The sequence below is a fragment of the Rathayibacter sp. VKM Ac-2928 genome (assembly GCF_022815545.1).
In the GTDB taxonomy this organism is placed as follows: Bacteria; Actinomycetota; Actinomycetes; order Actinomycetales; family Microbacteriaceae; genus Rathayibacter; species Rathayibacter festucae.
Genome location: NZ_JALGRU010000004.1, coordinates 364,252 through 390,623, shown reverse-complemented (window position 1 = coordinate 390,623; position 26,372 = coordinate 364,252). Strand labels below are relative to the sequence as shown.

Sequence of the window (26,372 nt, the reverse complement as noted above, 5' to 3'; positions counted from 1 at the left end):
GCTCGGCACCGCCCTCGGCGACTGGACCCTCGAGCTCACCGGCTGGGGCCCCGGCGTCTCGATCCTCCTGCCCCTCGCCCTGATCGCGGGAGCGGGCACGGCCGGAAGCCCGGCCGTCCGCAGGGGACCGGGGCGGTCTGCAGCGGCGGTCCCCTCGGCCGGAGTGTGCGGAGGAGGACACGGCTGAGCGCCCGCCTCTACACTCGCAGCAGGGCGTGTCGAGGATGACGCGCACCGACGGAACGAGTGCCCCCATGGACCTGGACGTCGCGCAGCAGCGCTCCCGCGAGACCGGCGCCCCGGCGTCGACCCCCGAGAGCGCGCGCCCGCTCACGACCTTCGCCGTCCGTCACCGGAGCGGACTCGACGTCGCCTTCCTCCTCGACGGCACCGACGGTGACTTCCAGATCGGCATGGGAGCCGCCTCAGAGGACTTCCGGAGCGTCCTCACCATCGGCGTCGATCAGCAGCGCGGCCGGCTGCGGGCCGTCTCGGAGTGGATGCTCGACGGCCGCAGCATCCACGTCCCGGTCCGGATCCTGCACCGCTCGCCCACTGCGATCCTCGTCGAGGCCGCGCACCTGCCGCTGGAGCGCCGCCCCGCCTCGCTGAAGTGCTGGTCGTTCCTGCGCCGGCGGTCCGTCGACCACTGCGCCGAGGTCATCGCCTGCGTGTCGCCGGAGCTGGCCGGCCTCCCCGCGATCAGGTTCGTGACCGACCCGAGGACGGCCGCGACCCGCTGACCGCACGGGGATCCCGACCAATCCGCCGCGGCCGCCGCTGCGAACAGCATCAGGACGTCCTGGTCCCGCAGGGCGGTGCCGAACCCGATGAGGCTCCGCCCTGCAACGCCGGACGCGCCCCTCAGGCGCCGGAGTCAGGCGAAGTCGGCCGTGTCGCCGACGAGGCGGGTGTTCTCGGCGGGGATCGGCTCGACCGCCGCGAGGGCGACCTCGGCCGCGAACTCGCCGACGTTGTAGAGCTTCCCCGCCGATTCGCGACGCGAGCTGATCGCGCCGGGGTTCGAGCGCTCGAGCAGCGTCGCAGTGATGGTGCCCTCGATCATGTCGCCGGAGACGACCACGAACTCGACACCGCGCTCGGTCAGCGCCGGGATCCGCTCGCGGAGGGCGTCCTCGCCCGCGCGCTTGGACAGCGCGACCGGCTCGTACTCCGGCATGGTCGGCGTGGTCCGGATGAAGTGCGCCTGGTGGCTGGTGACGAAGACGATGCGCGAGCCTTCGCCGAGCAGCGGCAGCGCCGCCTCGAGCGTGGCGACCTGGGAGTCGCGGTTGAGGACCATCGCGTAGTCCTCGCCCATGTTGCTCTCCATGCCGCCGGAGGCGTTCAGCACGAGCACGTCGAGCCCGCCGAGCCTCTCCTCGATCTCCGCGAAGAGCGCGGTCCGCGACTCCGCGTCGGTGAGGTCGGCGCCCACGGCGAAGGCCGAGCCGCCCGCGGCGGTGATCTGGTCGACGAGCTTCGTCGCGCGCGGCGCCTTCGAGCGGTAGTTGACGACGACGCTCGCGCCGGCCTCGGCGAAGTAGCGGACGGTGTCGGCGCCGATGCCGCGCGAGGAGCCGGTGACGAGGACGCGCTTGCCGTCGAGCGAGCCGGGAGCGAGGGGGTTGGACACGAGGAGATCCTCCAGGACGCCGGCGCAGGAGCCGGATCGGGCACGGGTGACGGGCCCACGGCCCGACGCAGGAGCCTACCAAGCCGCCGCCGCCGGCGCCGGTCCCGCGCCGCCCACTCCCCTCCCAGCCCCCCTTGCTACCGTTGACTCCCGTGCTCGTAAGGGGAAGGAGCACCGCATGGACGCAGTGACTCAGTACGCCTGGATCCTCTGGATCGCCCTCATCCTGATCTTCGTGATCGTCGAGATGATCACTCTCGAGTTCACCTTCCTGATGCTCGCGGTCGGCAGCATCGGCGGCCTCGCGACCGGCCTCGCCGGCGCCCCGTTCTGGGTGCAGGTCCCGGTCGCCGCGGTCCTCGCCGTGCTGCTGCTCTTCCTGGTCAGGCCCCCGCTGCTGCGGCTGCTCAAGCGCGGCAGCGACCCCACGCCGACCGGAGCCGACGCGCTGCTCGGCCTCGCCGGCAGCGTCGTCATCGCGGGGCCCGGCCCGGGCCAGGTGAAGCTCGTCAACGGCGAGACGTGGACGCTCAAGCTGTCCCCGCTCGTCGAATCCCGTCCGCTCGGTCTCGGCGAACGTGTCGTCGTCACCGCCATCGAGGGCGCGACCGCGGTCGTCGTCCCCGCCGAAAGGAGCTCCTCGTGAACACCGCAGCAGTCGTGACCACGGTGATCATCGCGGTCATCGTGCTCTTCGCCCTGGTGGTGCTGTTCAAGGCCATCCGCATCGTCCCGCAGGCCACGGCCGGGGTCGTCGAGCGCCTGGGCAAGTACCACCGCACCCTCCTCCCGGGCCTCAACCTGGTGATCCCCTTCATCGACCGGGTCCGCCCGTCCGTCGATCTGCGCGAGCAGGTCGTCTCCTTCCCGCCGCAGCCCGTCATCACCGAGGACAACCTGGTCGTCTCGATCGACACGGTCGTCTACTTCCAGGTGACCGACGCCCGGGCCGCGACCTACGAGATCGCCAACTACCTCGGCGCCGTCGAGCAGCTCACCACCACCACGCTCCGCAATGTGGTCGGCGGGTTGAACCTGGAGGAGGCGCTGACCTCCCGCGACAACATCAACGGCCAGCTGCGCATCGTCCTCGACGAGGCCACCGGCAAGTGGGGCATCCGCGTCGGACGCGTCGAGCTCAAGGCGATCGACCCGCCGATCTCCATCCAGGACTCGATGGAGAAGCAGATGCGCGCCGAGCGCGACCGCCGTGCGGTGATCCTCACCGCCGAGGGCACGAAGCAGTCGCAGATCCTGAACGCGGAGGGACACCGCCAAGCGGCGATCCTCGCGGCCGAGGGTGACGCGAAGGCCGCGGTCCTCCGCGCCGAGGGTGAGGCGAAGGCGATCACCACCGTCTTCTCCGCCATCCACGAGGGCCGCCCGGACAACGAGCTGCTCGCCTACGAGTACCTGCAGATGCTGCCCAAGATCGCCGAGGGAAGCGCCAACAAGCTCTGGATCGTGCCGAGCGAGCTCACGGAGGCGCTCAAGGGCATGGGTCAGGCGTTCGGCAAGAACTCGCCGACCCGGCCGGACCGCGAGCAGGACGGCTCGGCGATGACTCCCCCGGCCCCGTCCTTCTAGGGCTCCTCTGCCATGACGACCACGCGGCCGCCGTTCCTCTCGGGACGGCGGCCGCGCGTCATCGCCCACCGCGGCTTCGCGCCGGGCGGTGAGGGGAACACGCTGGAGTCCTTCGAGCGCGCCCTCGCCGCGGGCGCGGACCTGCTCGAGACCGACGTCCGCGCCTCGCTCGACGGCGTCGCGGTGCTCATGCACGACGAGGAGGTCGCGGACGAGCGCGGTGTCCGCCATCGGATCGAGACCACCCGCTGGGAGGAGCTGGCCGATCTCGTCCTGCCCTCCGGGGAGGGGCTGCTCCCCCTCGTCGAGGCGCTCCGCCTGCTCCCGCACGCCCGCTTCAACATCGACGTCAAGGCGAGGACGGCCGTCGTCCCGGTGGTCGAGGCGGTCCGGGCAGCAGCTGCGCGGGACCGCGTGCTGATCACCTCCTTCTCGGAGTCGCGGCGCCGCGCGGCCGTGCGACGGCTCCCGGGGGTCGCGACCTCCGCCTCCGCGCCCCGCTTCGTCGCCGCCCTCGTCGGCGCGCACCTCGGGTCCCCGTCCCTCGTCCGGCGGGCGCTCCGCGGCATCGACGCCCTCCAGGTCCCCGAGCGCGCGGCCGGACTGCGGGTCACCGCACCCCGGATCCTCGCGCGACTGCGGATCACCGGAGCCGAGATCCACCTCTGGACGATCAACGATCCGCGGCGGATGCGCGCCCTCCTCGACCTCGGCGTCGACGGCCTCGTGACCGACCGGACCGACCTCGCCCGCACCGCCGTGGACGGTGCTTCAGGCCGCGACGACGGCCCCTCCGATCACGCCGGAGAAGGCCGGTTCACCTGACGATCCTCTGGCAAACGGAGGCCTCCCCCGACCACCCCCAGGTCCGCGGTCGACACTTGTCGGAGCACAGCGAGAGGAGACCACACAATGGCAGATCGAAGCTTGCGCGGGATGAGGCTCGGCTCACAGAGCCTGCAGAGCGAAGAAGGCGTCGTCTTCTCACCGCGATCGACGTTCACGTACCACTGCTCGGATTGCGGCCACGACACCGACATGGTGTTCTCGGCCGACGCCGAAGCGCCCGAGACCTGGGAGTGCCGCAACTGCGGCCACGAGGCCGTGCTGCTGGTGGATTCGAAGCCCGTCGTCGTCGACCGGGGCGAGCAGAAGGCACCGCGCACCCACTGGGACATGCTGCTGGAGCGCCGCACCCGTGCGGAACTCGAGGAGCTGCTCGAGGAGCGCCTCGCCTACCTCCGCGCCCGTCGCGGAGAGCACAAGATCGGCGCATAGCGCCCCAGGGTCCTGCTCGGCCGGCGTCCTCGCCGGCCGGCGGACCCTTCTTCGTGCCCGGACGCGCTTCGCGCGCTAGCGCCGACGCCGCGGCGTGCGCGTCCGCAGCACGAACGACACCAGCCCGATGAGACTCGCGGCGAGGAAGTACCAGCCGAGGTTCCGCGCCCAGACCAGCGCCGGGGTCGTGACCGAGGCGAGCGGTACCTCGTCCACCATCGCACCCGGCTCGAACCACTCCAGCGAGTCGATCGTCGAGCCGTCCGGCGCGATGATGGCGCTCGTGCCGACCGTCGAGATGTTGACCACGCTGCGGCCCGTCTCGATCGCCCGCAGCCGCGCGATCGCCAGCTGCTGGACGCTCTCGTCCGTCCGCCCGAAGTCGGCGTTGTTGGTCTGCGCGAGCACCAGCTGCGCCCCGCCGTCGACCATGGCGTTCGTCAGCGAGTCGTCCGAGATGTCGAAGCAGATCGCGATGCCCGCCAGGATCCCGTTGATGTCGAAGACGTTCGAGCGGGTGCCGATCGAGTAGTCGCGGCTGACCAGGTCCACGAGGTCGGGTGCGAACATCCGCCAGAAGGCGCGGTCCGGCATGTACTCGGCGAACGGCACCGGGTGCACCTTGTCGTAGATCTGGGTCGCGCCCTCCCCCGCCTTCCAGAGCAGCGAGCTGTTGTAGAAGACGTCGTCGGAGGGGTTCGTGATCGTCCCGACGATGAAGGGCGCGTCCATCCGGCTGCTGAGGTAGTCGAGGACGGCGGCCGACTGAGCGTTCCGCGTCGGATCGACGTCGACGCCGTTCTCCGGCCAGACCACCATGTCGACGTCCTCGTCGATGATCGGCAGCGTCGCGGAGGTGTGGTCCTCGAGGATCTGCCCGCGATAGCTCTGCGAGAACAGACCCGCGTCGGAGTCGCCCTGCACCGCGGCGATCCGCGTCGTCCCCTCGGTCGGCGCGGGCCAGGCCGGGAAGACGAGCGCCACGATGGAGAAGCCGGCGACGACGGCCGCGCGGCCCGAGGCCGGAACCGACGTCGTCCGAACCGCCTGCGCCAGCGTCGCCGCGAGGAACGCGACCACGAAGCTCAGGCCGGAGAAGCCGACCCAGGCGGCGAGGTCCGCGAGCGGCCCCGTCGACTGCGAGAGCGCGAGCCGCCCCCAGGCGAACCCGCCGTACGGCCACTGGATCGTGATCGTCTCGCGGCCCACCCAGAGCGCAGCGACCAGCGCGGGCAGCCCGATCATCCGGCCGAGCGGCCCCGTCCAGACCCGCTGCCCCCGCGTCAGCAGCATCGCCGTCAGGCCGGAGGAGAGCGCGAAGAAGATCGCCTGCAGCCCGGCCAGCGCCGCCCACGGCACGAGGCCGAGGTAGAGCGTCAGCCACTGGATGTGCACACCCCAGAAGACCGCGCCGCCGACCAGGCCGACCAGCGCACCGCTCCAGAAGCCGCGGCCGGCCAGCGCGAACAGGATCGCGGCGGTGCCGACGATCGCGAGCGGCCAGACGTCGGAGTCGGGGAAGCCGCGGTCGAGGGTCGCCCCGCCGAGGGCCGCGAGCGGGATCGCCAGCCACAGCGGTGCCGTGCGCCCGGTGGGCGCCGAGATCACCGCCCTCATGCGACCGTCGAGTAGGCGACGATGCCGTGCCGGACGAGCTCGAGCGCGGCACGGGCGGCGCGCCCGACCTTGCCCTCGGCCACCAGCGAGAGCTGGTCGAGCAGGTCGATCGTCTGCTTCGCCCAGCGGACGAAGTCGCCGGCGGCCATGTCGGACTCGCGGAGGACCGCGTCGAGCGGCATCCCGCGCGCCCACATGTTCATCGGCAGCGCCAGGCTGGTGGAGATCGGGTTGCTGCCCGGGAGCCGGTGGTCGCGCTCGACGTCGTCGAGCTTCGCCCACAGCAGCTGCGTCTTCTCGAGCGCCTCGGGGAAGGTGCCGCGCGGGAGATGCTTCTCACCGAGGGTGCCCTCCTCGCGGCGGGGCTCGAAGACCAGGCAGCACGCCATCGCGGCGAGACCGGCCGGGTCGAGCTCGGTCCAGGCCTGCTTGCGCAGGCACTCCGCCACGAGCAGGTCGCGGTCGCCGTAGATGCGCTTGAGCGTCCGGCCGTTCGGGGTGAGGGACAGCTCGCCGGCCTCGTCGAGCCGGAAGTAGCCGAGCTCCCTCAGCACGTCCGTGATCCGGTCGAAGATGCGGGCGACCGCGCCGGTGCGCGAGCGGATCTGACGCTCGATCTCGTCGGTCTCCTTGCGCAGCTTCCACCAGCGCTCCGCCCAGCGGGCGTGCTGCTCGCGATCCGAGCAGGCGTGACAGGGGTGCGCCTTCATCCGGCGGCGCAAATCGCTGAGCTGCCCCTGCCGCTTCTCGCGCTCGCTGTGCGATGCGGACTCGCCGCGCACGGCGCCGCGGCGCTCCAGCTCGCCGATCTCGCGGCGGATCGCGGCGTACTGCTCGAAGTCGCCGAGGTGGCACTGCATCGCGGTGACGTAGCCCTCGAGCGAGGTCTCCTGCTGCCGGACCCGGCGCGCCAGGTCGACGACGGAGCGGTCCGCCTGGAACTGCGCGAACGAGGACTCGAGGATCTCGCGCGTGCGGGCCCGGCCGAACTGGTCGATCAGGTTGGCCGCCATGTTGTAGCTGGGCCGGAAGGACGAGTTGAGCGGGTAGGTGCGGCGCGAGGCGAGCGAGGCGACGGCCTGGGGGTTCATCCCGCCGCGCCACTGGATCACCGAGTGGCCCTCGACGTCGATCCCGCGGCGGCCGGCGCGACCGGTCAGCTGGGTGTACTCGCCCGGGGTGATCGGCACCCGGGACTCGCCGTTGAACTTCTCGAGCTTCTCGAGCACGACCGTGCGGGCGGGCATGTTGATGCCGAGCGCGAGCGTCTCGGTGGCGAAGACCACGCGGACCAGGCGGCGGAGGAACAGCTCCTCGACGACCTCCTTGAACGCGGGCAGCATGCCGGCGTGGTGCGCGGCGACGCCGCGCTGCAGCCCGTCGAGCCACTCCCAGTAGCCGAGGACCGCGAGGTCCTCGTCGCGGATCGTCCGGCAGCGCTCCTCGACGATCGCGCGGATCTCGTCGCGCTCATGCCGCTCGGTGAGCCGGACGCCCGAGCGCAGCACCTGGCGGACGGCCTGGTCGCAGCCGTTGCGGCTGAAGACGAAGAAGATGGCCGGCAGCAGGTTCTTGCCGCGCAGGATCTCGACCACCTCGGAGCGCGGGACGAGGTCCTCGGCGCGGGTCTCGTGGAAGCGACCGCCGCCGCCACCCCGGCCGCGACCGGAGCCGCGACCGCCGCGCTCGACGCGGGTGCCGCCCTGCGCGAGGCGCGCCAGCTCGGGATTCACGCGGTTGGTCGCCGCGCGCCCGGACGAGTCGAAGAGATCGAGCAGCTTGCCGCCGACGAGGACGTGCTGGTCGAGCGGCACCGGCCGCTCCTCCGAGACGATGACCTCGGTCTCGCCGCGGACGGTCTGCAGCCAGTCGCCGAACTCCTCGGCGTTCGACACGGTCGCGCTGAGCGACACCAGCCGGACCGACTGCGGGAGGTGGATGATGACCTCCTCCCAGACCGCGCCGCGGAAGCGGTCGGCGAGGTAGTGCACCTCGTCCATCACGACGTAGGCGAGGTCGCGGAGCAGGTCGGAGTCCGCGTAGAGCATGTTGCGGAGCACCTCGGTCGTCATCACGACGATCCGGGCGCGCGCGTTGACGTTCGAGTCGCCGGTGAGCAGGCCGACCTCGGACGCTCCGTAGTCCTCGACGAACTCCTGGAACTTCTGGTTGCTGAGCGCCTTCATCGGCGTCGTGTAGAAGACCTTGGCGTTCGGATCCTGCATCGCCAGGTGGATGGCGAACTCGGCGACCGCCGTCTTGCCGGCGCCGGTCGGTGCGGCGACGAGGACGCTCCGCCCGTCGTCGAGCGCGCTGCAGGCCTCGTACTGGAAGGGGTCGAGGTCGAACGCGAGGGTCGAGCGGAACGCCTCGACCCTCGCGTGGCCCTGTCGTGTGCGGAACGCCGCGAAGCGCTCGGCGGGAGTGGCGCCGGTCACGCCGGCAGGTCGGAGGGACTGCCGTCGAAGACGATCTGCCGCTTGGCGACGCGCCTGTCGTGCAGGATCGCGATGCCGCAGGCGGCGAAGAACAGGATCGTGATCGGGATCGCCAGCAGGAACATCGAGATCGGATCCGCCGCCGGGGTGGCGATGGCCGTGAAGAGCACGATCACCATGATGGCGACGCGCCACGACTTGATCATCAGCGAGCCGGGCAGGATGCCGACGAAGTTCAGCAGCACCAGGAAGACCGGCAGCACGAAGGCGATGCCGACGACCAGCACGAGCTTGAGCACGAAGTCGTAGTACGTCTTCGCGCTGAGCACGCTCGCCGCGTCCGAGCCGGTGAAGCTCGTCAGCAGCTCGACGATGTGCGGGAAGACGAACCAGCCCGAGGCGCAGCCCGCGAAGAACAGCGGGATCGCGGTGAGGATGAAGCCGAGGCCGTAGCGGACCTCCTTGCCGGTCAGACCGGGGACGAGGAACGCCCAGATCTGGAACAGCCAGACCGGGCTCGCGATCACGATGCCGATGGTCATCGCGATCTGGAGCTTGAGGTCGAACGCGCCGGTGATCGTCTCGAAGTTGAGGACCGCGGTCTTGTTCTGATCGCGGGCTACTTCGGCGATCGGGGCCTTGAGGGCCTCGAGCACCCAGTCCGAGAGGAACCAGCCGGCGACGCAGCAGACCGCGATCGCGATCGCCGCGATGAAGAGCCGGTTGCGAAGCTCGATCAGGTGGGACCCGAGGGACATGCGTCCCTCGGGGTTCTTCCCCGCTCGCTTCGTCCGTGGCTTCTTCGCTGCCACGGAGGTCATTACTTGAGCGGGGACTCGGGCGGCAGCGTCGTGCCGGTGCCGGTGGTCGTACCCGTGGCGGTGGTCGAGCCCGAAGCCGTGGTCGAGTCCGTCGCGTCCTTGCGCTCGGTCCCGTCCTCGTCCTTCATGGTCTTGACCTCGCTCTTGAAGATGCGCATCGACTGCCCGACGCTGCGCGCGAGCTGAGGAAGCTTGGGCGCACCGAAGAGGAGGAGGATGACGGCGAGGATGATGAGGAGGTGCCACCCCTGGAGGCCAGCGAACATTGCAGTCTCACTTCACTTGTCGGTTGCGGTGTACCAGGAGCCTACCCCGTTCGACCCGGAGTGACCGGCGATCCTCGGTCCTCTCCCGGCGGGCGTCCCGGCGGGACTCGTGACCGCGGCGGACCTCGTCGCGATCGGCGAAGAGCGAGGACGGCGGCCGGGTCGACGCCTCGGCGGGCTCCGGCACCTGCAGGGCGTCGAGCTTCGCGGTGATCTCCTCCAGCTGGCCGAGCAGCAGCCGGCCCTTCCGCCAGTAGGACAGCCCGAACAGCACGAGCACCGCCAGAGCGGCGATCGCGAGGGCGAGCCAGATCAGGATCCAGGACCACCAGGTCACGGGGTCTCCTCTCCGTTGGCCGTCAGCGCGGCGCGGGTCCACTCGGCGACGGCGGTCCGCGCCGCCTCGGGGGCGACGACGGTCACGAGCCCGGGCAGCGAGGCGACCAGGCGGGTGAGACCGGCGAGGTGCGCGACGCGGATCCGGACGAGCACTCCCGCACCCTCGTCTCCGGCGGGAACCGACGGGAACTCGGCGTCCGCGGCGTAGTCGCCCAGCAGCGCGACCGAGCCCGGGGCGACCCGGAGGTCGATCAGGAGGTCGGAGGCGGACGCCTCGAACAGCCGGTCGGGCAGCGTGACCTCGTTGCGGCGGCGGACGATCGGGGTCCCGGTGTCGGTGAGCGCGCGCATCCGGTCCACGCGGAAGGTGCGGACGCCCTCGCGCAGGTGGTCCCAGCCGCGCAGGTACCAGTCGCGGTCGACCGACTCCAGCAGGAACGGGTCGACGAGCCGCGACTCCGTCTCGCCGCGGGCGCTGCGGTAGTCGAAGGCGAGCTGCGTCCCGGCCGCGAGCGAGGTGCGGAGGATGGCGAGCGAGGCGTCCGCGCCGACGCCCCGGGCGACCGCGACGGCGGTCGGAGCCGAGGAGGCGCCGCGGGCGAGCTTGCCCATCAGCGAGGCGATGCGATCGTTGCCCTGGTTCTCGGGCAGGGCGGCCAGGTACTGCATCCCGGCGATGAGCGCCGCGGCCTCGCGCGCCGAGAAGCGCGGCGAGTCGTCGATGGCGACCTGCTGGGTGAGGACGATGTGGTCGTTCTCCTCGAAGTCGTCCCAGCTGATGTCGAAGAGGTCGTTGGACTGGTACTGCGAGGTCTCGCCGGGGATGCCGGAGACGGCGATCAGCCGGACGGCGCGGCGGACCTCCTCCTCGGCGATCTCGAAGTGCGCGGCGACCTCGGCCACGCTCACCCGGCCGCGATCGAGGAGGTACGGGACGAGCGAGAGCAGGACGGCGAGGCGGTCCCGCGCCTGGAGCGAGCGGGGCCTAGCCACGGGCGGCTCCCCCGTGCTCGGTGACGGAGTGGTCGCCGGAGGAGTGGTCGCTGAGGGAGCGGCGCAGGCGGTCGACGACCTTGCGGCGCAGCTCCTCCGGCTCGAGGACGACGACCTCGGGGCCGTAGCCGGCGAGCTCGTCCGCGAGGACGTCGGCGTCGGTGAAGTGCAGGCGCAGCAGATCTGTGCCCTCCCCCGCCGCCTCGGCGCGCACGCCGAGCCGGAGTGCCGCGTCGGAGTCGGGCGCGACCTGCAGGAGGGCGGTGCTGCGGGCGAGGATCTCGTCGAGCTGGGCGAGGGCGGTGGCGGCGTGGTCGCCCGGCTCGGCCGGGGCGGTGCGACCGGTGGTCGCGACGGGTCCGACGATGCGGGAGAGGAGGAAGGTGCGGGTGCCCTCGGCGGTCTCGTCCCAGCCGTGCAGGTGCCAGCGGCCCTGGTGGTTGACGAGCGCGCGCGGACGGACGGTGCGCGTCCGCGGCTCGTCGCCACCGGGCTTGAGGTAAGGGAAGCGGACGACCTGGCCGCGGTCGAGCGCCGCGTTGAGCGGCTCGAAGGAGGCCTCGCGCACCCGGATCGAGGGGCTGATGCCGATCACCGGGTCGACCGAGTCGACGCCGAGCGAGCGCAGCTTGATCAGGGCGCGGCGCGACTCCGCGGAGAGCGTGCCCTCGCGCCAGACCGCGCCGGCGAGGCGCAGCAGCGCCATCTCCTCCTGGTCGAAGGAGAGGTCGGCGGGGAGGTCGTAGCTGCGCTTGGCGATCCGGTAGCGGACCGTCTGGGTGTTGCCCGGGTCGCCGGGCGCGTCGACCGTCTCGATCGGGATGCCGAGCTCGCGCAGATCGTCCTTGTCGCGCTCGAACTGCCGCTCGAGCGAGGCGCGGTCGCCGGGATCGGAGCGCTGCCGATAGCCCTGCACCGTGGAGAGCACGTCGGCCTTCGTCAGTCCGTTCTCGGCAGCCACGAGCGCCAGCACCAGGTTGAACAGACGCTCCTCGGCCGGGATGCGGCTCGAGGTCGAAGCGTCGGCGGGCACGTCCTCCAGTCTAGGGCCGGGCCCCGCCGCCCCCGACGTGCCTCCGCGTCATCGTCCGGCAGTGCCGGAGGACCACAGTGCTCGGAATGGAAGAGAAACGTGCGACTTGTTGTAAAGGACGAAGTTGCCATCTGATTGCATGGCCAATCTGTAAAAGCCGACCGTGCCAGATGTTCCTGTCGACCATGCGAACCCGCAGCAGTAAGGGGAACCGTCTTGGATCACTACATCACCATTGCCCCGCATGGCGAGACTTCTTTCTCGCGGGGACGCGGTATTAGACGACCACAGCACTTGATCGTTCTTGTAGACCACAAGGTTGCCGTCGCCTTGGAAGACCGCCTTGAATGGTCCTTCTGTCAGACAGAAGGATCCCGCTTTGAAGAATTGGCCCAAGCCGAAGCCGGTCTCATAATCGTACGAGCTTCGTGACCCGCAGGCGATGGACGGTCGTGGTGTCGCGTCGGCATGCGCAGGACCGCTGACGACCACCGCTCCTGAAAGAGCGGCCGCTGCAGCAAGCACCGTAGTGAGGATTTTCTTCTTGATGACGTGCACTTTCTGACCCTCTCTCTGGACAACGTTGTCGCGTCGAGAGTAGGTCCCATGAGTGCTTGTCCTGTGCTGTGGCGCGGAACACACCGCCCTGTGGCGTCAGCCGTCTTGGGGACGCTCTGCAGCCAGGCGAGTGTCACCCACTTCGAACAGCAGAACTGCCCTGGCCGCGATATTCCGGGAGCGGACTCAGTCGATCGCGAGGACGTCGGCCACGAAGACGAGCGTGGAGTCGGCGGCGATCGGGCCTTCCTTCGGCGGGTTGTCCCCGTAGCCCTCGTCGGGCGGGATGATCGCGATGACCTGGGAGCCGACCGGCTGGCCGATCAGGGCCTTGGCGAAGCCGGCGATGACGCCGCCCTGGCCCTCGGTCGCGACGAAGGTCGCCGGGGCGCCCTTCTGCCAGCTGGAGTCGAAGATCTTGCCGTCGGCCCAGAGCCAGCCGGTGTACTGCACGACGACGGTGTCGCCGTCCTCGACGACCGCGCCGTCGCCCTTCTTGAGCTGGGCGATCTCGAGCTTCGTGGGCGCGTCGCCCGAGGGCTTGGCCAGACCGGGGACACCGTCCGGGTCCAGCGTCACGGCGGGGAAGCCGTTCGGGACGGGCTGGGCCTCGCCGTTCGCGCGGGCCAGCGACGCCTTCTCGATGTCCGCGACGAGCACGAGGGTGTCGTCGGCCGAGATGCCGAGCTGGGCGGAGGAGTCGCCGAAGCCGTCCTCCGGGGCGATCGCGATCGCGACGCGCGAGCCGACCTGGCTGCAGAGCAGACCCTGGTTGAGGCCGACGAGCCCGGCGCCGCCCACCGTGAAGGTGGCGGTGCTCGCGCCGTCGTAGGGCGAGGCCTCGAGGACCGAGCCGTCGGCGCCGTTGACCAGCGTGTAGTCGATCGTGACGAGCTGGCCCTTCTCGAGCGGGTCGCCGGAGCCCTCGATCAGCGTGCTGACCTGGGTGCCGTCCGCCTTCAGCGGCGAGGGCACCGTCACGTCGGGCTGCTCGCCGAAGTCGCCGGTCGCCTTCACGGCCGACGACGAGGCGCCGGACGAGTAGGGGGCGTCGCAGTCGGCCTTCGACGAGGACGCGGAGCATCCGGTCAGGGCGGCGACGATGCCGATGCCGGCAATGAGCGCGGTGGTCCTGCGCACGGGTCCTCGTTTCACGAAGTGGGAGTGGTGGGGCCCGAGTGCGAGACGATCGGGACGGCGGCTCGGTCCGGGGACCGGAAAGCCGGGATCAGCTTAGACGATGCCCTCGTCGTCACCGGAGCCGGTCGCAGGACCGCCGTCACCGTCCGCGTCGGCCTCGCCGAAGCCCCGCGCCCGCGAGAGCTCGGCGCTGGTGGCCGACTCCCGCACCCGCTTGCGCAGGCTCTTCGGGCTGACGGCCCGCTCCCCGAGCGCGCCGGGGGTCCAGGCCTCGACGTCCTCGTCGCTGAAGTCCGTCTTGGACGGGCGGCGCTTGAGCTCGGGCAGGACAGCACCCGGCGCCAGGCGGCGGGCGGTGATGAGGAAGCCGGTGTGGCCGATCATCCGGTGGTCGGGGCGGACGGCGAGACCCTCGACGTGCCAGCCGCGGACCATGGTCTCGTTCGACGCCGGGTTGGTGAACAGGCCCGAGGCCCGGATCGCCTCGGCGACGCGCGAGAGCTGGGTGACGGTCGCGACGTAGCAGAGCAGGACGCCGCCGGGCGTGAGCGCGTCGGCGGCGACGTCGAGGCACTCCCAGGGCGCGAGCATGTCGAGGACGACGCGGTCGGCCTCGCCGGGGGCGACGGCGCCGGGCAGCTCCTCGACGAGGTCGCCGACGGTGACGCTCCAGTTGTCGGGCGTGTAGCCGAGGAACGTCTCGATGTTGGCGCGGGCGACGTCCGCGAACTCCTCGCGGCGCTCGAAGGAGGAGAGCCGGCCGCCCGGGCCGATCGAGCGCAGCAGCCAGAGCGAGAGCGCTCCGGAGCCGACGCCCGCCTCGACGACGCGGGCGCCGGGGAAGACGTCCGCGAGCGCGAGGATCTGCGCGGCGTCCTTCGGGTAGACGATCGCCGCTCCGCGCGGCATCGACATCACGAAGTCGGCGAGCAGCGGACGCAGGGCGAGGTGCTCGACGCCGACGGTGTTGACGACGACGGAGCCGTCGGGCAGCCCGATCACCGTGTCGTGCTCGATTCCGCCGCGGTGGGTGTGGAAGACCTTGCCCGGAACGAGGGTGATGGTGTTCATCCGCCCCTTCGGCCCGGTCAGCTGCACGCGGTCGCCCGCGCGGAAGGGTCCGGAATGCTGCAGTGCCTCACCGGTCATCGGCGGGCCTCCGTCTCGGTCGTGAGCGCGCGGGAGCGGTGCTCGGAGGACACCAGCGCGAGGTCCGCGACGGTTCGGCCCGCGAGGGTGGGCCAGAGGGAATAGGGGGCGTCGGCGTCGAGCTCGAGCTGGTGCGGCACGCCGATCGCGGCGGCGCCCGAGGCGACCGCGGAGGCGAGGCCCGCGTGCGAGTCCTCGATGGCGACGCAGGCGTCCACCTCCACGCCGAGGGTGCGCGCGGCGAGAAGGTAGGCCTCGGGGTGCGGCTTGCTCCGCTCGACCATGTCGCCGCTGACGACGGTGGCGAAGGCGGGGAACGGGAGGCGGTCGACGACGGCGTGCGCCATCCGGCCGATCGACATCGTGACCAGCGCCTGGGGCACCCCCGCGGCGCGGACGGCGGCGAGCAGCTCGAGCGCGCCGGGGCGCCACGGGATGCTCTCGGCGAGCTGCGCGACGACCTCGTCGGTCATCCGGTCGATGATCGCCTCGATGGAGAGGTCGACGCCCTTGCCCTGGAGGATGCGGGCGGAGGCGGGGAGGCCGGAGCCGACCAGGCTCATCGCGTCCTCGTGCGTCCAGACGCCGCCGAAGGAGGCGACCAGCGCGTGCTCGGACGCCATCCAGTAGGGCTCCGTGTCGACGAGCGTGCCGTCCATGTCCCAGAGGACCGCGGCGGGGGCGCCCTCCGGAAGCGGGGGCTGCGGCCGGGACACGGGGAGGGAGGTGTCGGAAGTCACGAGCGACCATCGTACCGGCAGCCCTGATCGGGCCGACCGTACGCGCACAGCGGAAAGACGCGGGCCGGACGGAGGGGTCCGGGGCCGGGTCCTATCCTTGACGAACGGGTTCAGCGCACGCAGCGCTCCCCGGACATCGAGCCGAACACGGAGACCTCGCCTATGAACGTGATCAAGGGGAACGTCCTCGTCGTCGCCTTCGAGGGCTGGAACGACGCGGGCGACGCGGCCAGCGGAGCGGTGCGCCTGGTGAAGGACGCGGGCGAGTTCGTGCCCCTCTTCTCCGTCGACGCCGAGCAGTACTACGACTTCCAGTACACCCGCCCGATGCTCTCGATCGGCGAGGACGGGCGCCGCAGCCTCTCCTGGCCCGGCACCCAGATCTTCGGCCCGGCCGACACCTCGGTGGACGCGGAGAGCGCCCTCTACGTGATGATCGGCACCGAGCCCTCGCGCAGCTGGAAGAGCTTCGCGTCGGAGGTCGTCGACGCCATGCTCGCGATCGACATCTCGGCCGTCGTCTTCCTGGGCGCGATGCTCGCCGACGTGCCGCACACCCGGCCGATCTCGCTCTTCGCCTCGAGCGAGAACGCGGAGATGCGCGCCCAGTTCGAGCTCGAGCGCTCCACCTACGAGGGGCCGGTCGGCATCCTCAGCGTCATCGGCGAGGCCGCGCAGAAGGTCGGCATCCCGGCCGTCTCGCTCTGGGCCTCCGTGCCGCACTACGTGCACAACGCGCCGTCGCCCAAGGCGATGCTCGCGCTCCTCGAGAAGCTCGAGGAGGTCGTCGGACTGGCGATCCCCCGCGGCGACCTGGTCGAGGAGGCCGGCGAGTGGGAGCGCGGCATCGACGCCCTCGCCCTCGACGACGAGGAGATGGCCGCCTACATCGCCCAGCTCGAGCAGGCGCGCGACACCGTCGACTCCCCCGAGGCCAGCGGCGAGGCCATCGCCCAGGAGTTCGAGCGCTACCTCCGCCGCCGCGGCGACGGCCGCTCCGGCGAGGAGCCCTGGCGCCCGTAGCCCGCGGCGCGGGTCTCGATACGCCGCCTGCGGCGGCTTCTCGACCAGCACGGGTGGCACGGATCCACTTCATGCTGATCGAGTAGCCCGCGGAGCGGGCGTATCGAGATCCCCCGTCACCCGCGGGCGGGGAGCAGGCTCAGCCCAGGCGGACGCCGAGCAGCGCGTCGATCGCGTCGCTCAGGAGCGCGGGGTCGTCGACGCCGCCGGCCGTCGCCGCGTCGAGCACCGCGAGGCCGCCCGGGGTGTCGAGGTCCACCGCGAGCACGGCGCGCAGGCGCTCGAGCACGTCCGCGGCCGACGCCGGCCCGCTCGTGGCGAGCGACGCCTCCCACCGCGCGAGACGCTCCTCGGCGGCGGGCAGGTCCTCAGGCAGCCACTCCCAGTCGGAGCGGTAGTGGTGCGCCAGCAGCGCCAGGCGGATCGCGCGCGGATCCGTCCCCTGCGCCCGCAGCCGCGACACGAGGACGAGGTTGCCGAGCGACTTGCTCATCTTCTCGCCCTGGTACGCGACCATGCCGGCGTGCGCGTAGGCGCGGGCGAGCGGCCGGCCGGACAGCGACGCGGCGTGCGCGGCGCTGAACTCGTGGTGCGGGAAGACCAGGTCGCTCCCGCCGCCCTGCAGGGTGAACTCCGGACCGAGGCGGTCGAGCGCGATCACCGAGCACTCGATGTGCCAGCCCGGCCGGCCCCGGCCGACGGCCGCGTCCCAGGCGGGCTCGCCCGCGCGCTCGGCGCGCCAGAGCAGCGGGTCGAGCGGGTCGCGCTTGCCGGCGCGGTCGGGGTCTCCCCCGCGCTGCGCGAAGAGGTCGGCCATCGTCGCGGCGTCGAGTTTGCTCTCGCTGCCCAGGCGCCAGACGTCGCTCTCGCCGGCGGCGATGTCGTAGTAGAGGTCCTCGCCACCGTCGACGGCGGCCTCGGGAGTGGCGACGCGGTAGGCGATCCCGGCGCTCTCGAGGCGGGCGACCGCCTCCGCGATCGGCGCGATGGTCTCGGTGACCCCGTCGTAGTGGTCCGGCGGCAGGATCCGCAGCGCCGTCATGTCGCCGCGGAACAGCTCGACCTGCTCCTCGGCGAGGTCGCGCCAGTCCACACCGTCGCGCGTCGCCCGCTCGAGCAGCGGGTCGTCGACGTCGGTCACGTTCTGCGCGTAGAGCACCGAGTACCCCGCGTCGCGCCAGAGCCGCTGCACCGTGTCGAAGGCGAGGTAGGTCGAGGCGTGGCCGAGGTGCGTCGCGTCGTACGGCGTGATGCCGCAGACGTAGAGGCGCGCGGTGCCGTCCGCGGCGACGAGCTCGACGGGCGCACCCGTGGCGGTGTCGTGCACGGCCGGCACGGGTCCGCGACCGGGCAGGGCCGGGACGACCGGCGCGTTCCAGGTGCGCATCTACGCGGCGAGGAGGCCCGTGCTCAGCGCGACCATGAGGACGACGCCGAGGACGATGCGGTAGATCACGAACGGCAGGAAGCTGCGTCGCGAGATGTAGCTCATGAAGAAGGCGATCACGACGAAGCCGACGACGAAGGCCACGATCGTCGCGACGAGGGTCGCGAGCCCGCCGACCTGGATCTGGTTGGGCAGGATCTCGGGGTCGCTGATGCTCTTGTACAGCTGGTAGAGCCCGCTGCCGAACACCGCGGGGATCGCGAGCAGGAAGGAGTAGCGCGCGGCGGCCTTGCGCTCGTAGCCCATGAAGAGGCCGGCAGTGATCGTGCCGCCGGAGCGCGAGACGCCGGGGACGAGGGCGAGCGCCTGCGCGCCACCGAAGATCAGGCCGTCGCGGCCGTTCAGGTCGCGCAGTCGGCGCTTCTTCGCGCCCACGGCGTCGGCGACGCCGAGCAGGATGCCGAAGACGATGAGCGTGGTGGCGACGACCCAGAGCGAGCGGAGCGTGGTCTCGATCTGGTCCTGGAAGAGCAGGCCGAGCACGATGATCGGGAGGCTGCCGATGATGATCAGCCAGCCCATCCGGGCGTTCGCATCGGTGCGCGGGACCTTGCCGACCAGCGACCGGCACCAGCTCGACACGATCTTCACGATGTCGCGCCAGAAGTAGATGATGACCGCGGTCTCGGTGCCCAGCTGCGTGATGGCGGTGAACGCCGCTCCGGTGTCCTTGCCGTCCAGTCCGGGGAGCAGCTCGCTCACGATCCGGAGGTGGGCGCTGGAGGAGATGGGGAGGAATTCGGTCAGACCCTGGACGAGTCCCAGGATCAGCGCTTCGAGCAGGCCCATGCGTCACTTTCGAGGAGGGCTGGGGCGTCGTCGGCCAGCAGGCGGTCGGTGGTGGTCGTCGATCTGACCATCAGGATCGCAGGAGGAGATCGGTCAGGACCTTCCTGCCAAACACTAGTGCGTCGAGCGGAACCCGCTCATCGACCCCGTGGAACAGCGCCGGGAAGTCGAGCGAGCCCGGCAGCTGCAGCGGCGCGAAGCCGTAGCCGGTGATCCCGATCGTCGAGAGAGCCTTGTTGTCGGTGCCCCCGGACAGGAGGTACGGCAGCACCTCCGCCTCCGGGTCGAAGCGGCGGAGGGAGGCCGCCATGCTCTCCACGAGCGGACCGGCGAAGGGAACCTCGAGTCCGATGTCGCGGTGCTGGACCAGGATCTCGACGTGCTCGCCCGCGAGGACCTTCAGGCGCTCGAGGACGGCGTCCTCCTCGCCGGGGAGCACGCGGACGTCGATGGTCGCCTCCGCGGTGTCCGGGATGACGTTGGCCTTGTAGCCGGCGGAGAGCATCGACGGGTTCGCCGTGGTGCGCAGCGTCGCCGCGATGAAGCGCGAAGCGGTGCCGGTGGCGAGCGCGAGCTCCTCCGGGGTGCTGCGCTGCGGGTCGTGGCCGAGGATGCGGGCGACCTCGCCGAGCAGCTCACGGGTGGTGTCGGTGAGGCGGGTGGGCCACTCCTCGCTGCCGATGCGCGCGATCGCCTGGGCGAGGCGGGTGACCGCGTTCTCGCCGTTGATCTGCGAGCCGTGGCCGGCCGTGCCGCGCGCGCGCAGGGTGAGCCAGAGCAGCGCCTTCTCGCCGGTCTGCACGAGGTAGGCGCGCTTGCCGCCGAGCTCGATCGAGTAGCCGCCGACCTCGCTGATCGCCTCGGTCGCGCCGGCGAACAGCTCGGGGCGGGTCTTGACGAGGTGGCCGGAGCCGCGGACGCCGCCGGCCTCCTCGTCGGCGAAGAAGGCGATGACGAGGTCGCGGGAGGGCTTCCGGCCACTGCCGAGGATGTCGCCGAGGGAGGCGAGGATCATCGCATCCATGTTCTTCATGTCGACCGCGCCGCGGCCCCAGAGCATGCCGTCCTTGATGACGCCGCCGAACGGGTCGACGCTCCAGTTGTCCGCGATGGCCGGGACGACGTCGAGGTGCCCGTGCACGACGAGGGCGCCGCGCTCGCGGTCCTCGCCCGCGACCCGGGCGACGACACTGGTGCGGCCGGGATCGGAGTCGATCAGCTCGGGCTCGAGGCCGAGATCGCGCAGACGGGCGGCCACGTACTCGGCGGCCTCGCGCTCGGGCTCGGCCTTCCCGTCGCCGTAGTTGCTGGTGTCGAAGCGGATGAGGTCCCGCGCGATGATCGCGGTCTCGTCGAGATCCGACTCGGAGGGGGCGGCGGCGCTGTCGGAGGACGTCATGCCCCCACGCTAGCGGGCGGGCTCCCGGCACCCCTCTCCCCCGGTGTCATCCGAGGCGTTCGAACCGTGCTAATGTCTTCTTCGGCCGCGGAAACGCAGGCCGGAAACAACACTCGTCCGGGTGGCGGAAATGGCAGACGCGCTAGCTTGAGGTGCTAGTGCCCGTATAGGGCGTGGGGGTTCAAGTCCCCCCTCGGACACCGGCAGAACCCCTCGATCTCATGGAGATCGGGGGGTTCTTCTCGTTGGCGGCGGCGGTTCGATCTCAGAGGTGGTCGAGCCCTCCCGGCGTCGCGGTCTTCCAGCGGAGCGACAGAGCGGTGATGTGCTCGACGATCCGACGCGTGCACTCCACTGCTGAAGTCCGTCCGGAGTCGATCTCGAGGTCGTAGGCGACGCCGCGATGGACGGACTCCGCCTGGTGTGCCGCCATCCCGGTGGTGCGGTCGCCTCGGGCTCGCTCACGCGCGGTCGCGACCTCGGGGGCGCAGCGGATGCCCACCCAGACGACGTCGAGTCCGCGGAGGTGGCTGCGCAGGCGCTCCTGCGACTCCGACGCATCGAGGAACACGTCGTCGAAGACGATGCGTGCGCCGGCACTGGCGGTCGCGACGACGCCGGCCATCCAGGCCGACTCGAGTCGACGGAAGGCGTCGCCGAGCTCCACCGCGCCGTCGTCGCCGTAGGAGACGCCCTCTCCACCTCCGTCGAGGTCGGGCGGCAGCGCGTCCACCAGGGTGTCGATCGAGACGCTCAACCACGGATCGGGCAGGAGCGCCTGGAGACTCCGGGCGATCGTCGTCTTGCCGGAGCTCGATCCGCCGTTCAGGACGATGACGTCCGGAGTCACGGGGCACTCCGGGCGGGATCGCAGAGGGAGCTCGCCAGGGAGAGCGCATCAGGGCCGTTCATCCCGGCAGCCCAAGGCGGTCCACCTCGGTAGGTCGGTGCCCTGCGCAGCATCGACGCTCGACGATCGAGAGGACGGTGCCCCCTCCTTGACGGTCGGCCGCGCCGCTCCTAGGCTCTCGCCGGGTGAGAAACCGAATGAAACAGTTTCCTCATGGGGAGCACGGGTCTCATCCCTCGCCCGGCGACGTGCCGGACGACCTCGATCGAACGGACGCGACATGACGACCACCTCCTTCACCTCCGGCTGGATCGTCCGGGCGCCGCGCGGGCCGTTCGCCGCCGTGCAGGGCGGGGTCGACGACTCCGTCGCGGTGACGCTGCCGCACGACGCGCTCCGCGACGCCGAGCGCTCCCCGGACGCGGTGTCGAAGGGCGGCGCGGCCTACTACCCGGGCGGTGCCTCCAGCTACGTCACGACGTTCGAGGTGCCGGCGGAGTGGGCGGGCAAGGTGGTGCGGCTCGAGGTGCAGGGTGCCTACCGGCACGCGATGGTCTTCCTCAACGACGAGTTCGCGGGGAACCGCGCCGACGGCTTCGCGCGCTTCTTCGTGGAGCTGACCCCGTTCCTCCGCTTCGGCGAGACGAACACGCTGAGGATCGAGGTGCGCGCGGGGCAGGACTCGCGCTGGTACGCCGGCGCCGGGCTGCACCGGCCGGTGCTGCTGCACGTCGACGAGCCCGTGCACATCGAGCCGGACGGCGTGCGGATCACGACCGTGCGCGTCGAGGACGACCAGGCCGTCGTCGAGGTCGCGACGAGCATCGTCAACCGCGGGCTCACGACGTCGTCGCTCACGGTGGCGACCGAGCTCACCGGGCCGGCCGGCGACGTCGTCGAGAGCGCGACGACACCGGTCACCGTCGCCCCCGGCCGCACCGCCCTCGTGCGCCAGCGCCTCTACGTGCAGGAGCCCGCCCTCTGGAGCGTCGACTCCCCCGCCCTGCACAGCGCCCGCACGAGCATCGGCGTCGGCGACGACGTCGTCACCGTGCACGGCATCCGCACCGTCACCGTCGACCCGCGCAAGGGGCTGCGGATCAACGGCGAGAGCGTGCTGCTGCGCGGCGCCTGCATCCACAGCGACAACGGCGTCCTGGGCGCTGCCTCGATCGCCCGGGCGGAGGAGCGCCGGATCCAGCTGCTCAAGGAGGCCGGCTTCAACGCGATCCGGATGGCGCACAACCCCGCCTCGCCGTCGATGCTCGACGCCTGCGACCGCCTCGGCATGCTCGTGATGGACGAGGCCTTCGACATGTGGGTGCGCGGCAAGACGCACCACGACTACTCGCTCGACTTCGCGCAGTGGTGGCGAGCCGACCTGGAGTCGCTGGTGGCGAAGGACTACAACCACCCCAGCGTGATCCTCTACTCGATCGGCAACGAGATCGTCGAGGTCGGCACCCCGCACGGCGCGGTGCTGGCCCGCGATCTCGCGGAGCACGTGCGCTCGCTCGACCCCACGCGGCCCGTGACCAACGGCGTCAACCCGACTCTGGCCGTCCTCGACGAGCTCGACAGCATCCTCGCCTCGGAGCAGGGGCTGAACGAGCTGATGGGCGAGGCCGGCGCCGGGATGATGGCGGCGATCGGCTCCTCCGACGCCGTCACCCGCCGCACGGCGGAGTCGAGCGCGGCGGTCGACGTGCTCGGGCTGAACTACGCCGACGGGCGCTACGCGAGCGATGCGGAGCTGTTCCCGCAGCGCGTGATCGTCGGGTCCGAGACGTTCCCCTCGCAGATCGGCGAGCTGTGGCCGAAGGTGCTGGCGAACCCGAACGTGATCGGCGACTTCACCTGGACCGGCTGGGACTACCTCGGCGAGGTCGGCATCGGAGCCACCTCCTACGCGGAGGACCCGGCGGCGAACGGCGCGCTGGAGCGCGAGTACCCGTACCTGACGGCGTGGTGCGGCGACCTCGACATCACCGGCTGGCGGCGGCCCGCCTCCTACTACCGCGAGATCGTCTTCGGACTGCGCTCGGAGCCGGCGATCGCGGTCGTCCGGCCGGAGCGGCACGGGCAGACGGTGACGATGCAGTCGCCGTGGGCGTGGAGCGACTCGGTCGACTCCTGGACCTGGCCCGGCTTCGAGGGCTCTCCCGTCACCGTCGAGGTGGCCGCGGACGCGGACGAGGTGGCGCTGCTGCTCGACGGGGTCGAGGTCGGGCGCGCGGCCGTCGGGGCGGTGCGGCCGATGCTGGCGTCGATCGAGACGGTGCACCGGCCGGGCACGCTGACGGCGGTGGCCTACCGGTCCGGGAGCGAGACGGGGCGCAGCTCGCTCGTGTCGGCGTCCGGACCCGCGGTTCTCACCGCGGCGGCGGACCGGACGTCGCTGCGCGCTGACGACACCGACCTCGCATACGTGGCGATCGAGCTGCGCGACGCGGCGGGAGTGCTGGTCACCGGGGCTGACCGCCTCGTCTCCGTCGCCGTCGAGGGCGCGGGCGTGCTCGCGGGCTTCGGGAGCGGGGCGCCGGCGACCACCGAGCGCTTCGACGCCGCCTCGCGGACGACGTTCGACGGCCGCGCGCTCGCCGTCGTCCGTCCGACCGGCCCGGGGGCGATCACGGTGCTCGTCTCGTCCGACGGACTCGACGACGTCCGCATCGAGCTCTCCGCGAGCTGACGATCGACAGCACAGCCTCTCCCCTTCCGCGGGCGGCGCATCTCTTGCTGATCGAGTAGCCCGCGCAGCGGGCGTATCGAGATCCACCTGCGATCGAGGCCGAGTCTGCAGACCCACCGTGCTGACAGCGGTAGGTCTCGATACGCCCCTCCGGGGCTACTCGACCAGCATGGGGGTGCAGCCAGACCGGGAGCGCGTTCAGCTCTCCGCACACAGGGGGACACGCCCCATGCTGATCGAGTAGCCCGCGCAGCGGGCGTATCGAGATCCGCCCTCACCGGAAGCGGAGTCTGCAGACCCACCGTTCTGCAGAGCGTGGGTCTCGATGCGCCCCTGCGGGGCCACTCGACCAGCAGGGGCGCGTCAGGCGGCGACGACTCCGGCGGGCGACCAGCCGAGGGCCGGGGCGATCGAGTCGGCGACGGTCTGCAGGAGGCGCGCGTTGTACTCGACGCCGAGCTGGTTGGGGACGGTGAGCAGGAGGGTGTCCGCCTCCTGGACGGCGACGTCGGCGGCGAGCTCCTCGGCGAGGCGGTCGGGCTCGCCGGTGTAGCTGCGGCCGAAGCGGGCGCGGACGCCCTCGAGGGAGGCGACCTGATCGCGCTCGCCGCGGCCACCGAAATAGAGACGGTCGAGGTCGGTCGTGATCGGGAGGACGCTGCGCGACACGGAGACACGCGGGGTCCGCTCCCAGCCGGCCTCCGCCCACGCCGAGCGGTACTCGCGGATCTGCCGCGCCTGCAGCTCGTCGAAGGGGATGCCCTCCTCCTCGAGCAGGAGCGTGGAGGACTGCAGGTTCATGCCCTGCTCGGCCGCCCAGCGCGCCGTCGCGAAGCTGCCCGCACCCCACCAGATGCGGTCCTCGAGGCCCGGCGAGCGCGGCTCGATCGCGAGCGGGCTCGACATCCCGGTGCGCGCGGGGTCGGTCTCGGCCACGGCGGCGCCCGATAGCGCCTCGCGGAAGAGCTGCACCTTGCGGCGGGCGAGGTCCGCGTCGGAGGTGCCCTCCGAGGGGACGTAGCCGAACGCCTCGGAGCCGCGGAGCGCCGTCTCCGGCGATCCCCGGCTCACGCCGAGCTCGAGCCTGCCGCCGGAGATGAGGTCGGTCGCGGCCGCCTCCTCCGCCATGTAGAGCGGGTTCTCGTAGCGCATGTCGATGACGCCGGTGCCGATCTCGATCCGGCGGGTGCGGGCGGCGATCGCGGCCAGGAGCGGGAACGGCGAAGCGAGCTGCGGCGCGAAGTGGTGGACGCGGACGTACGCGCCGTCGATGCCGATCTCCTCGGCCGCCTCCGCGAGCTCGATGGTCTGCAGGAGGACGTCGCGCGCGGTGTGCGTCAGCGACCCCTCGACGGACTGGTAGTGGCCGAAGGAGAGGAAGCCGATGCGCGAGACCATGCCTGCTCCAGCGTCGGACGCGTCCCGGCTATTCCCGGCGGCGAGCGCCGAGCGCCGACCGCTCCGCTCAACTCGCCTCGAAGTCGGCGGAGACCGAGGCCGAGACCTCGATGTCCTCGGGCTTCAGCGCGAGCTCCTCCTGGCCCTTGAAGGCCATCGCGCGGCTCATCACGGCCGAGCCGCCCTCGATCCGGGTGTGCGGGCGGAGCCCGGGCTCGAAGAGGGTGAGCACCCGGGGCTCGCCCAGGCCGAGGGCGGAGGCGTAGGCGGCGGCGCGCTCGCGGGCGTCGCGGACCGCGGCCACCCGCACCTCGCGCTCGGCGCTCGCGCGCCGGGCGGCGGTGACGTCCCAGTCGACCCCGGCGACGGTGATGCCGGGGGCCTCCGAGACGGAGGCGACCCAGCGCCCGAGGGCGTCGAAGTCGCGGTACTTCACCCGGACGCTCGCGGCGGCGACGTGGAACGGCTCGGTGACGTCGGAGTCCTTGAGGTACCGCTGGATGGTCGAGACCGAGACCTGGTCGGCCGACCACCAGGTCGCCGCGCCGGAGGCCTGCTCGGCGCGGGCCTCCTCGCGCACGCGAGCGTGGAGGGCGGTCACCTCGTTCAGCGCCTGAGAGCGCGAGCGCGACTCGCGGCGGATCTCGAGGCGGACGGTGCCGCGCTCGGCGGGGTGGAAGTGCTGGGCGATCCCGGCGACGGTGATGGTGACCATGGCCTCATCGTGCCCCATCGGGCTGCGGCGGGGGTGCGGACCCGGGGATCGGAGCTGCGGACCGGGAGGTCAGCGGTGCATGCCCAGAGCGCCGCGGAGGCGGTCGGCGAGCGAGAGCTCGATCGCGAGGTTGCTGAGGAGCTGGTCGCGGTGGGCGCCGCGCGCGGGCGGGACGACGGCTCCGGTGCGCGGGTCGGTGCCGCCGCGCAGGGCGCGCTCGCAGTCGGCGATCGTCTTCTCGATCAGCTCGAGGCGACGGGCCAGCCGGTCCGACTGGTAGTGCTCCCGCGAGATGGGGCCGTCGAAGGGGTGGCGGGTGGTGGGGGTCGTGAGGGTCGCGGTGGCGATTGCTGCTGCACTCATGCTGATCCGATCCGTCGGGGCGCGTAGTGGGCGCCGTTCGTGTGGGAGACAGATCAGCACGGGAGGCGACGCTCGCCACGATCGATGACGTGATGCGCACA

General features: G+C 71.6%; 26 protein-coding genes and 1 tRNA gene. 8 read left to right on the top strand and 19 right to left on the bottom strand.

Annotation, left to right across the window (positions count from 1 at the left end; genetic code table 11):
* Positions 1 to 254: 254 nt before the first annotated feature.
* Complete coding sequence (locus tag MT350_RS16315; protein WP_127886831.1) at positions 255 to 743, top strand: hypothetical protein; 489 nt, start codon at positions 255 to 257, stop codon at positions 741 to 743.
* A gap of 134 nt (positions 744 to 877) precedes the next feature.
* Here the strand turns inward: MT350_RS16315 and MT350_RS16310 are convergent, their stop codons facing one another.
* On the bottom strand, positions 878 to 1,636 hold the full coding sequence (locus MT350_RS16310; RefSeq protein WP_243582739.1) for an SDR family oxidoreductase: 759 nt from the start codon (positions 1,634 to 1,636) through the stop codon (positions 878 to 880).
* Positions 1,637 to 1,814: 178 nt separating this feature from the next.
* On the opposite strand from MT350_RS16310, the gene MT350_RS16305 reads away from it, so the two are divergent.
* The 4 genes from MT350_RS16305 to MT350_RS16290 all read left to right on the top strand — a co-directional run bounded on the left by MT350_RS16305 (position 1,815) and on the right by MT350_RS16290 (position 4,501).
* Positions 1,815 to 2,282, top strand: a complete 468-nt coding sequence (locus MT350_RS16305; RefSeq protein WP_243616268.1) for an NfeD family protein — start codon at positions 1,815 to 1,817, stop codon at positions 2,280 to 2,282.
* Positions 2,283 to 2,305: 23 nt separating this feature from the next.
* Positions 2,306 to 3,223: an SPFH domain-containing protein gene (locus tag MT350_RS16300; RefSeq protein WP_374204662.1), complete on the top strand. Its 918-nt coding sequence runs from the start codon at positions 2,306 to 2,308 to the stop codon at positions 3,221 to 3,223.
* Between the two features lie 12 nt (positions 3,224 to 3,235).
* Complete coding sequence (locus MT350_RS16295) at positions 3,236 to 4,048, top strand: glycerophosphodiester phosphodiesterase family protein (protein WP_243600019.1); 813 nt, start codon at positions 3,236 to 3,238, stop codon at positions 4,046 to 4,048.
* Positions 4,049 to 4,135: 87 nt separating this feature from the next.
* Positions 4,136 to 4,501 (top strand): RNA polymerase-binding protein RbpA, encoded by a 366-nt coding sequence (locus tag MT350_RS16290; protein WP_123446336.1) that lies wholly within the window; start codon positions 4,136 to 4,138, stop codon positions 4,499 to 4,501.
* 75 nt (positions 4,502 to 4,576) lie between these two features.
* Here the strand turns inward: MT350_RS16290 and lnt are convergent, their stop codons facing one another.
* The 11 genes from lnt to MT350_RS16235 form a co-directional block, all read right to left on the bottom strand.
* Positions 4,577 to 6,118: an apolipoprotein N-acyltransferase gene (lnt, locus tag MT350_RS16285; RefSeq protein WP_243616267.1), complete on the bottom strand. Its 1,542-nt coding sequence runs from the start codon at positions 6,116 to 6,118 to the stop codon at positions 4,577 to 4,579.
* Complete coding sequence (locus MT350_RS16280) at positions 6,115 to 8,556, bottom strand: RNA helicase (protein WP_243600017.1); 2,442 nt, start codon at positions 8,554 to 8,556, stop codon at positions 6,115 to 6,117. Before MT350_RS16280 ends, lnt begins: the two co-directional genes overlap by 4 nt.
* Positions 8,553 to 9,314, bottom strand: coding sequence for a twin-arginine translocase subunit TatC (gene tatC, locus MT350_RS16275; RefSeq protein WP_123704207.1), 762 nt, complete (start codon positions 9,312 to 9,314; stop codon positions 8,553 to 8,555). The genes MT350_RS16280 and tatC overlap by 4 nt, the downstream gene beginning before the upstream one ends.
* Positions 9,315 to 9,376: 62 nt before the next feature.
* Positions 9,377 to 9,643, bottom strand: coding sequence for a Sec-independent protein translocase subunit TatA (tatA, locus tag MT350_RS16270; protein ID WP_123446332.1), 267 nt, complete (start codon positions 9,641 to 9,643; stop codon positions 9,377 to 9,379).
* 7 nt (positions 9,644 to 9,650) lie between these two features.
* Complete coding sequence (locus tag MT350_RS16265; protein WP_123446331.1) at positions 9,651 to 9,980, bottom strand: hypothetical protein; 330 nt, start codon at positions 9,978 to 9,980, stop codon at positions 9,651 to 9,653.
* Positions 9,977 to 10,975, bottom strand: a complete 999-nt coding sequence (locus MT350_RS20525; protein ID WP_243600016.1) for a YafY family protein — start codon at positions 10,973 to 10,975, stop codon at positions 9,977 to 9,979. The genes MT350_RS16265 and MT350_RS20525 overlap by 4 nt, the downstream gene beginning before the upstream one ends.
* Positions 10,968 to 12,008 (bottom strand): YafY family protein, encoded by a 1,041-nt coding sequence (locus MT350_RS16255; protein WP_243600015.1) that lies wholly within the window; start codon positions 12,006 to 12,008, stop codon positions 10,968 to 10,970. The genes MT350_RS20525 and MT350_RS16255 overlap by 8 nt, the downstream gene beginning before the upstream one ends.
* 48 nt (positions 12,009 to 12,056) lie before the next feature.
* The gene (locus tag MT350_RS16250; protein ID WP_243600014.1) at positions 12,057 to 12,566 is read right to left on the bottom strand and encodes a hypothetical protein; all 510 of its coding nucleotides are present in this window, start codon (positions 12,564 to 12,566) and stop codon (positions 12,057 to 12,059) included.
* A gap of 186 nt (positions 12,567 to 12,752) precedes the next feature.
* Positions 12,753 to 13,706, bottom strand: a complete 954-nt coding sequence (locus MT350_RS16245) for an FKBP-type peptidyl-prolyl cis-trans isomerase (RefSeq protein WP_243600013.1) — start codon at positions 13,704 to 13,706, stop codon at positions 12,753 to 12,755.
* Positions 13,707 to 13,799: 93 nt separating this feature from the next.
* Positions 13,800 to 14,855, bottom strand: coding sequence for a tRNA (adenine-N1)-methyltransferase (locus tag MT350_RS16240; protein WP_243600012.1), 1,056 nt, complete (start codon positions 14,853 to 14,855; stop codon positions 13,800 to 13,802).
* Positions 14,852 to 15,595, bottom strand: coding sequence for an HAD family phosphatase (locus MT350_RS16235; RefSeq protein WP_308197392.1), 744 nt, complete (start codon positions 15,593 to 15,595; stop codon positions 14,852 to 14,854). Before MT350_RS16235 ends, MT350_RS16240 begins: the two co-directional genes overlap by 4 nt.
* Positions 15,596 to 15,757: 162 nt before the next feature.
* Here MT350_RS16235 and MT350_RS16230 point away from each other — a divergent pair, with 162 nt between their 5' ends.
* Positions 15,758 to 16,618 carry a proteasome assembly chaperone family protein gene (locus MT350_RS16230; protein WP_123704219.1) on the top strand — a complete coding sequence of 287 codons (861 nt, stop codon included), beginning with the start codon at positions 15,758 to 15,760 and terminating at the stop codon, positions 16,616 to 16,618.
* A 139-nt stretch (positions 16,619 to 16,757) separates the two neighbouring features.
* On the opposite strand, the gene mshC is transcribed toward MT350_RS16230, so the two are convergent.
* The 3 genes from mshC to MT350_RS16215 form a co-directional block, all read right to left on the bottom strand.
* Entirely contained in the window at positions 16,758 to 18,005 is a 1,248-nt protein-coding gene (gene mshC, locus MT350_RS16225) for a cysteine--1-D-myo-inosityl 2-amino-2-deoxy-alpha-D-glucopyranoside ligase (protein WP_243600011.1), read from the bottom strand.
* Complete coding sequence (locus MT350_RS16220; RefSeq protein ID WP_243600010.1) at positions 18,006 to 18,854, bottom strand: undecaprenyl-diphosphate phosphatase; 849 nt, start codon at positions 18,852 to 18,854, stop codon at positions 18,006 to 18,008.
* 70 nt (positions 18,855 to 18,924) lie between these two features.
* Positions 18,925 to 20,253, bottom strand: coding sequence for a M20/M25/M40 family metallo-hydrolase (locus tag MT350_RS16215; protein ID WP_123735753.1), 1,329 nt, complete (start codon positions 20,251 to 20,253; stop codon positions 18,925 to 18,927).
* A gap of 115 nt (positions 20,254 to 20,368) precedes the next feature.
* Here MT350_RS16215 and MT350_RS16210 point away from each other — a divergent pair.
* Positions 20,369 to 20,453, top strand: a tRNA-Leu gene (locus MT350_RS16210).
* Between the two features lie 65 nt (positions 20,454 to 20,518).
* Here the strand turns inward: MT350_RS16210 and MT350_RS16205 are convergent.
* Positions 20,519 to 21,103 carry an AAA family ATPase gene (locus MT350_RS16205; RefSeq protein ID WP_243600009.1) on the bottom strand — a complete coding sequence of 195 codons (585 nt, stop codon included), beginning with the start codon at positions 21,101 to 21,103 and terminating at the stop codon, positions 20,519 to 20,521.
* Positions 21,104 to 21,383: 280 nt separating this feature from the next.
* Here MT350_RS16205 and MT350_RS16200 point away from each other — a divergent pair, with 280 nt between their 5' ends.
* Positions 21,384 to 23,795, top strand: a complete 2,412-nt coding sequence (locus MT350_RS16200; protein ID WP_243600008.1) for a glycoside hydrolase family 2 TIM barrel-domain containing protein — start codon at positions 21,384 to 21,386, stop codon at positions 23,793 to 23,795.
* 363 nt (positions 23,796 to 24,158) lie between these two features.
* Here the strand turns inward: MT350_RS16200 and MT350_RS16195 are convergent, their stop codons facing one another.
* The 3 genes from MT350_RS16195 to MT350_RS16185 all read right to left on the bottom strand — a co-directional run bounded on the left by MT350_RS16195 (position 24,159) and on the right by MT350_RS16185 (position 26,271).
* Positions 24,159 to 25,193, bottom strand: a complete 1,035-nt coding sequence (locus tag MT350_RS16195) for an LLM class flavin-dependent oxidoreductase (RefSeq protein WP_123735758.1) — start codon at positions 25,191 to 25,193, stop codon at positions 24,159 to 24,161.
* 67 nt (positions 25,194 to 25,260) lie between these two features.
* Positions 25,261 to 25,908 (bottom strand): SIMPL domain-containing protein, encoded by a 648-nt coding sequence (locus MT350_RS16190; RefSeq protein WP_243600007.1) that lies wholly within the window; start codon positions 25,906 to 25,908, stop codon positions 25,261 to 25,263.
* A gap of 69 nt (positions 25,909 to 25,977) precedes the next feature.
* The gene (locus MT350_RS16185) at positions 25,978 to 26,271 is read right to left on the bottom strand and encodes a hypothetical protein (RefSeq protein ID WP_243600006.1); all 294 of its coding nucleotides are present in this window, start codon (positions 26,269 to 26,271) and stop codon (positions 25,978 to 25,980) included.
* Between the last annotated feature and the right edge of the window lie 101 nt (positions 26,272 to 26,372).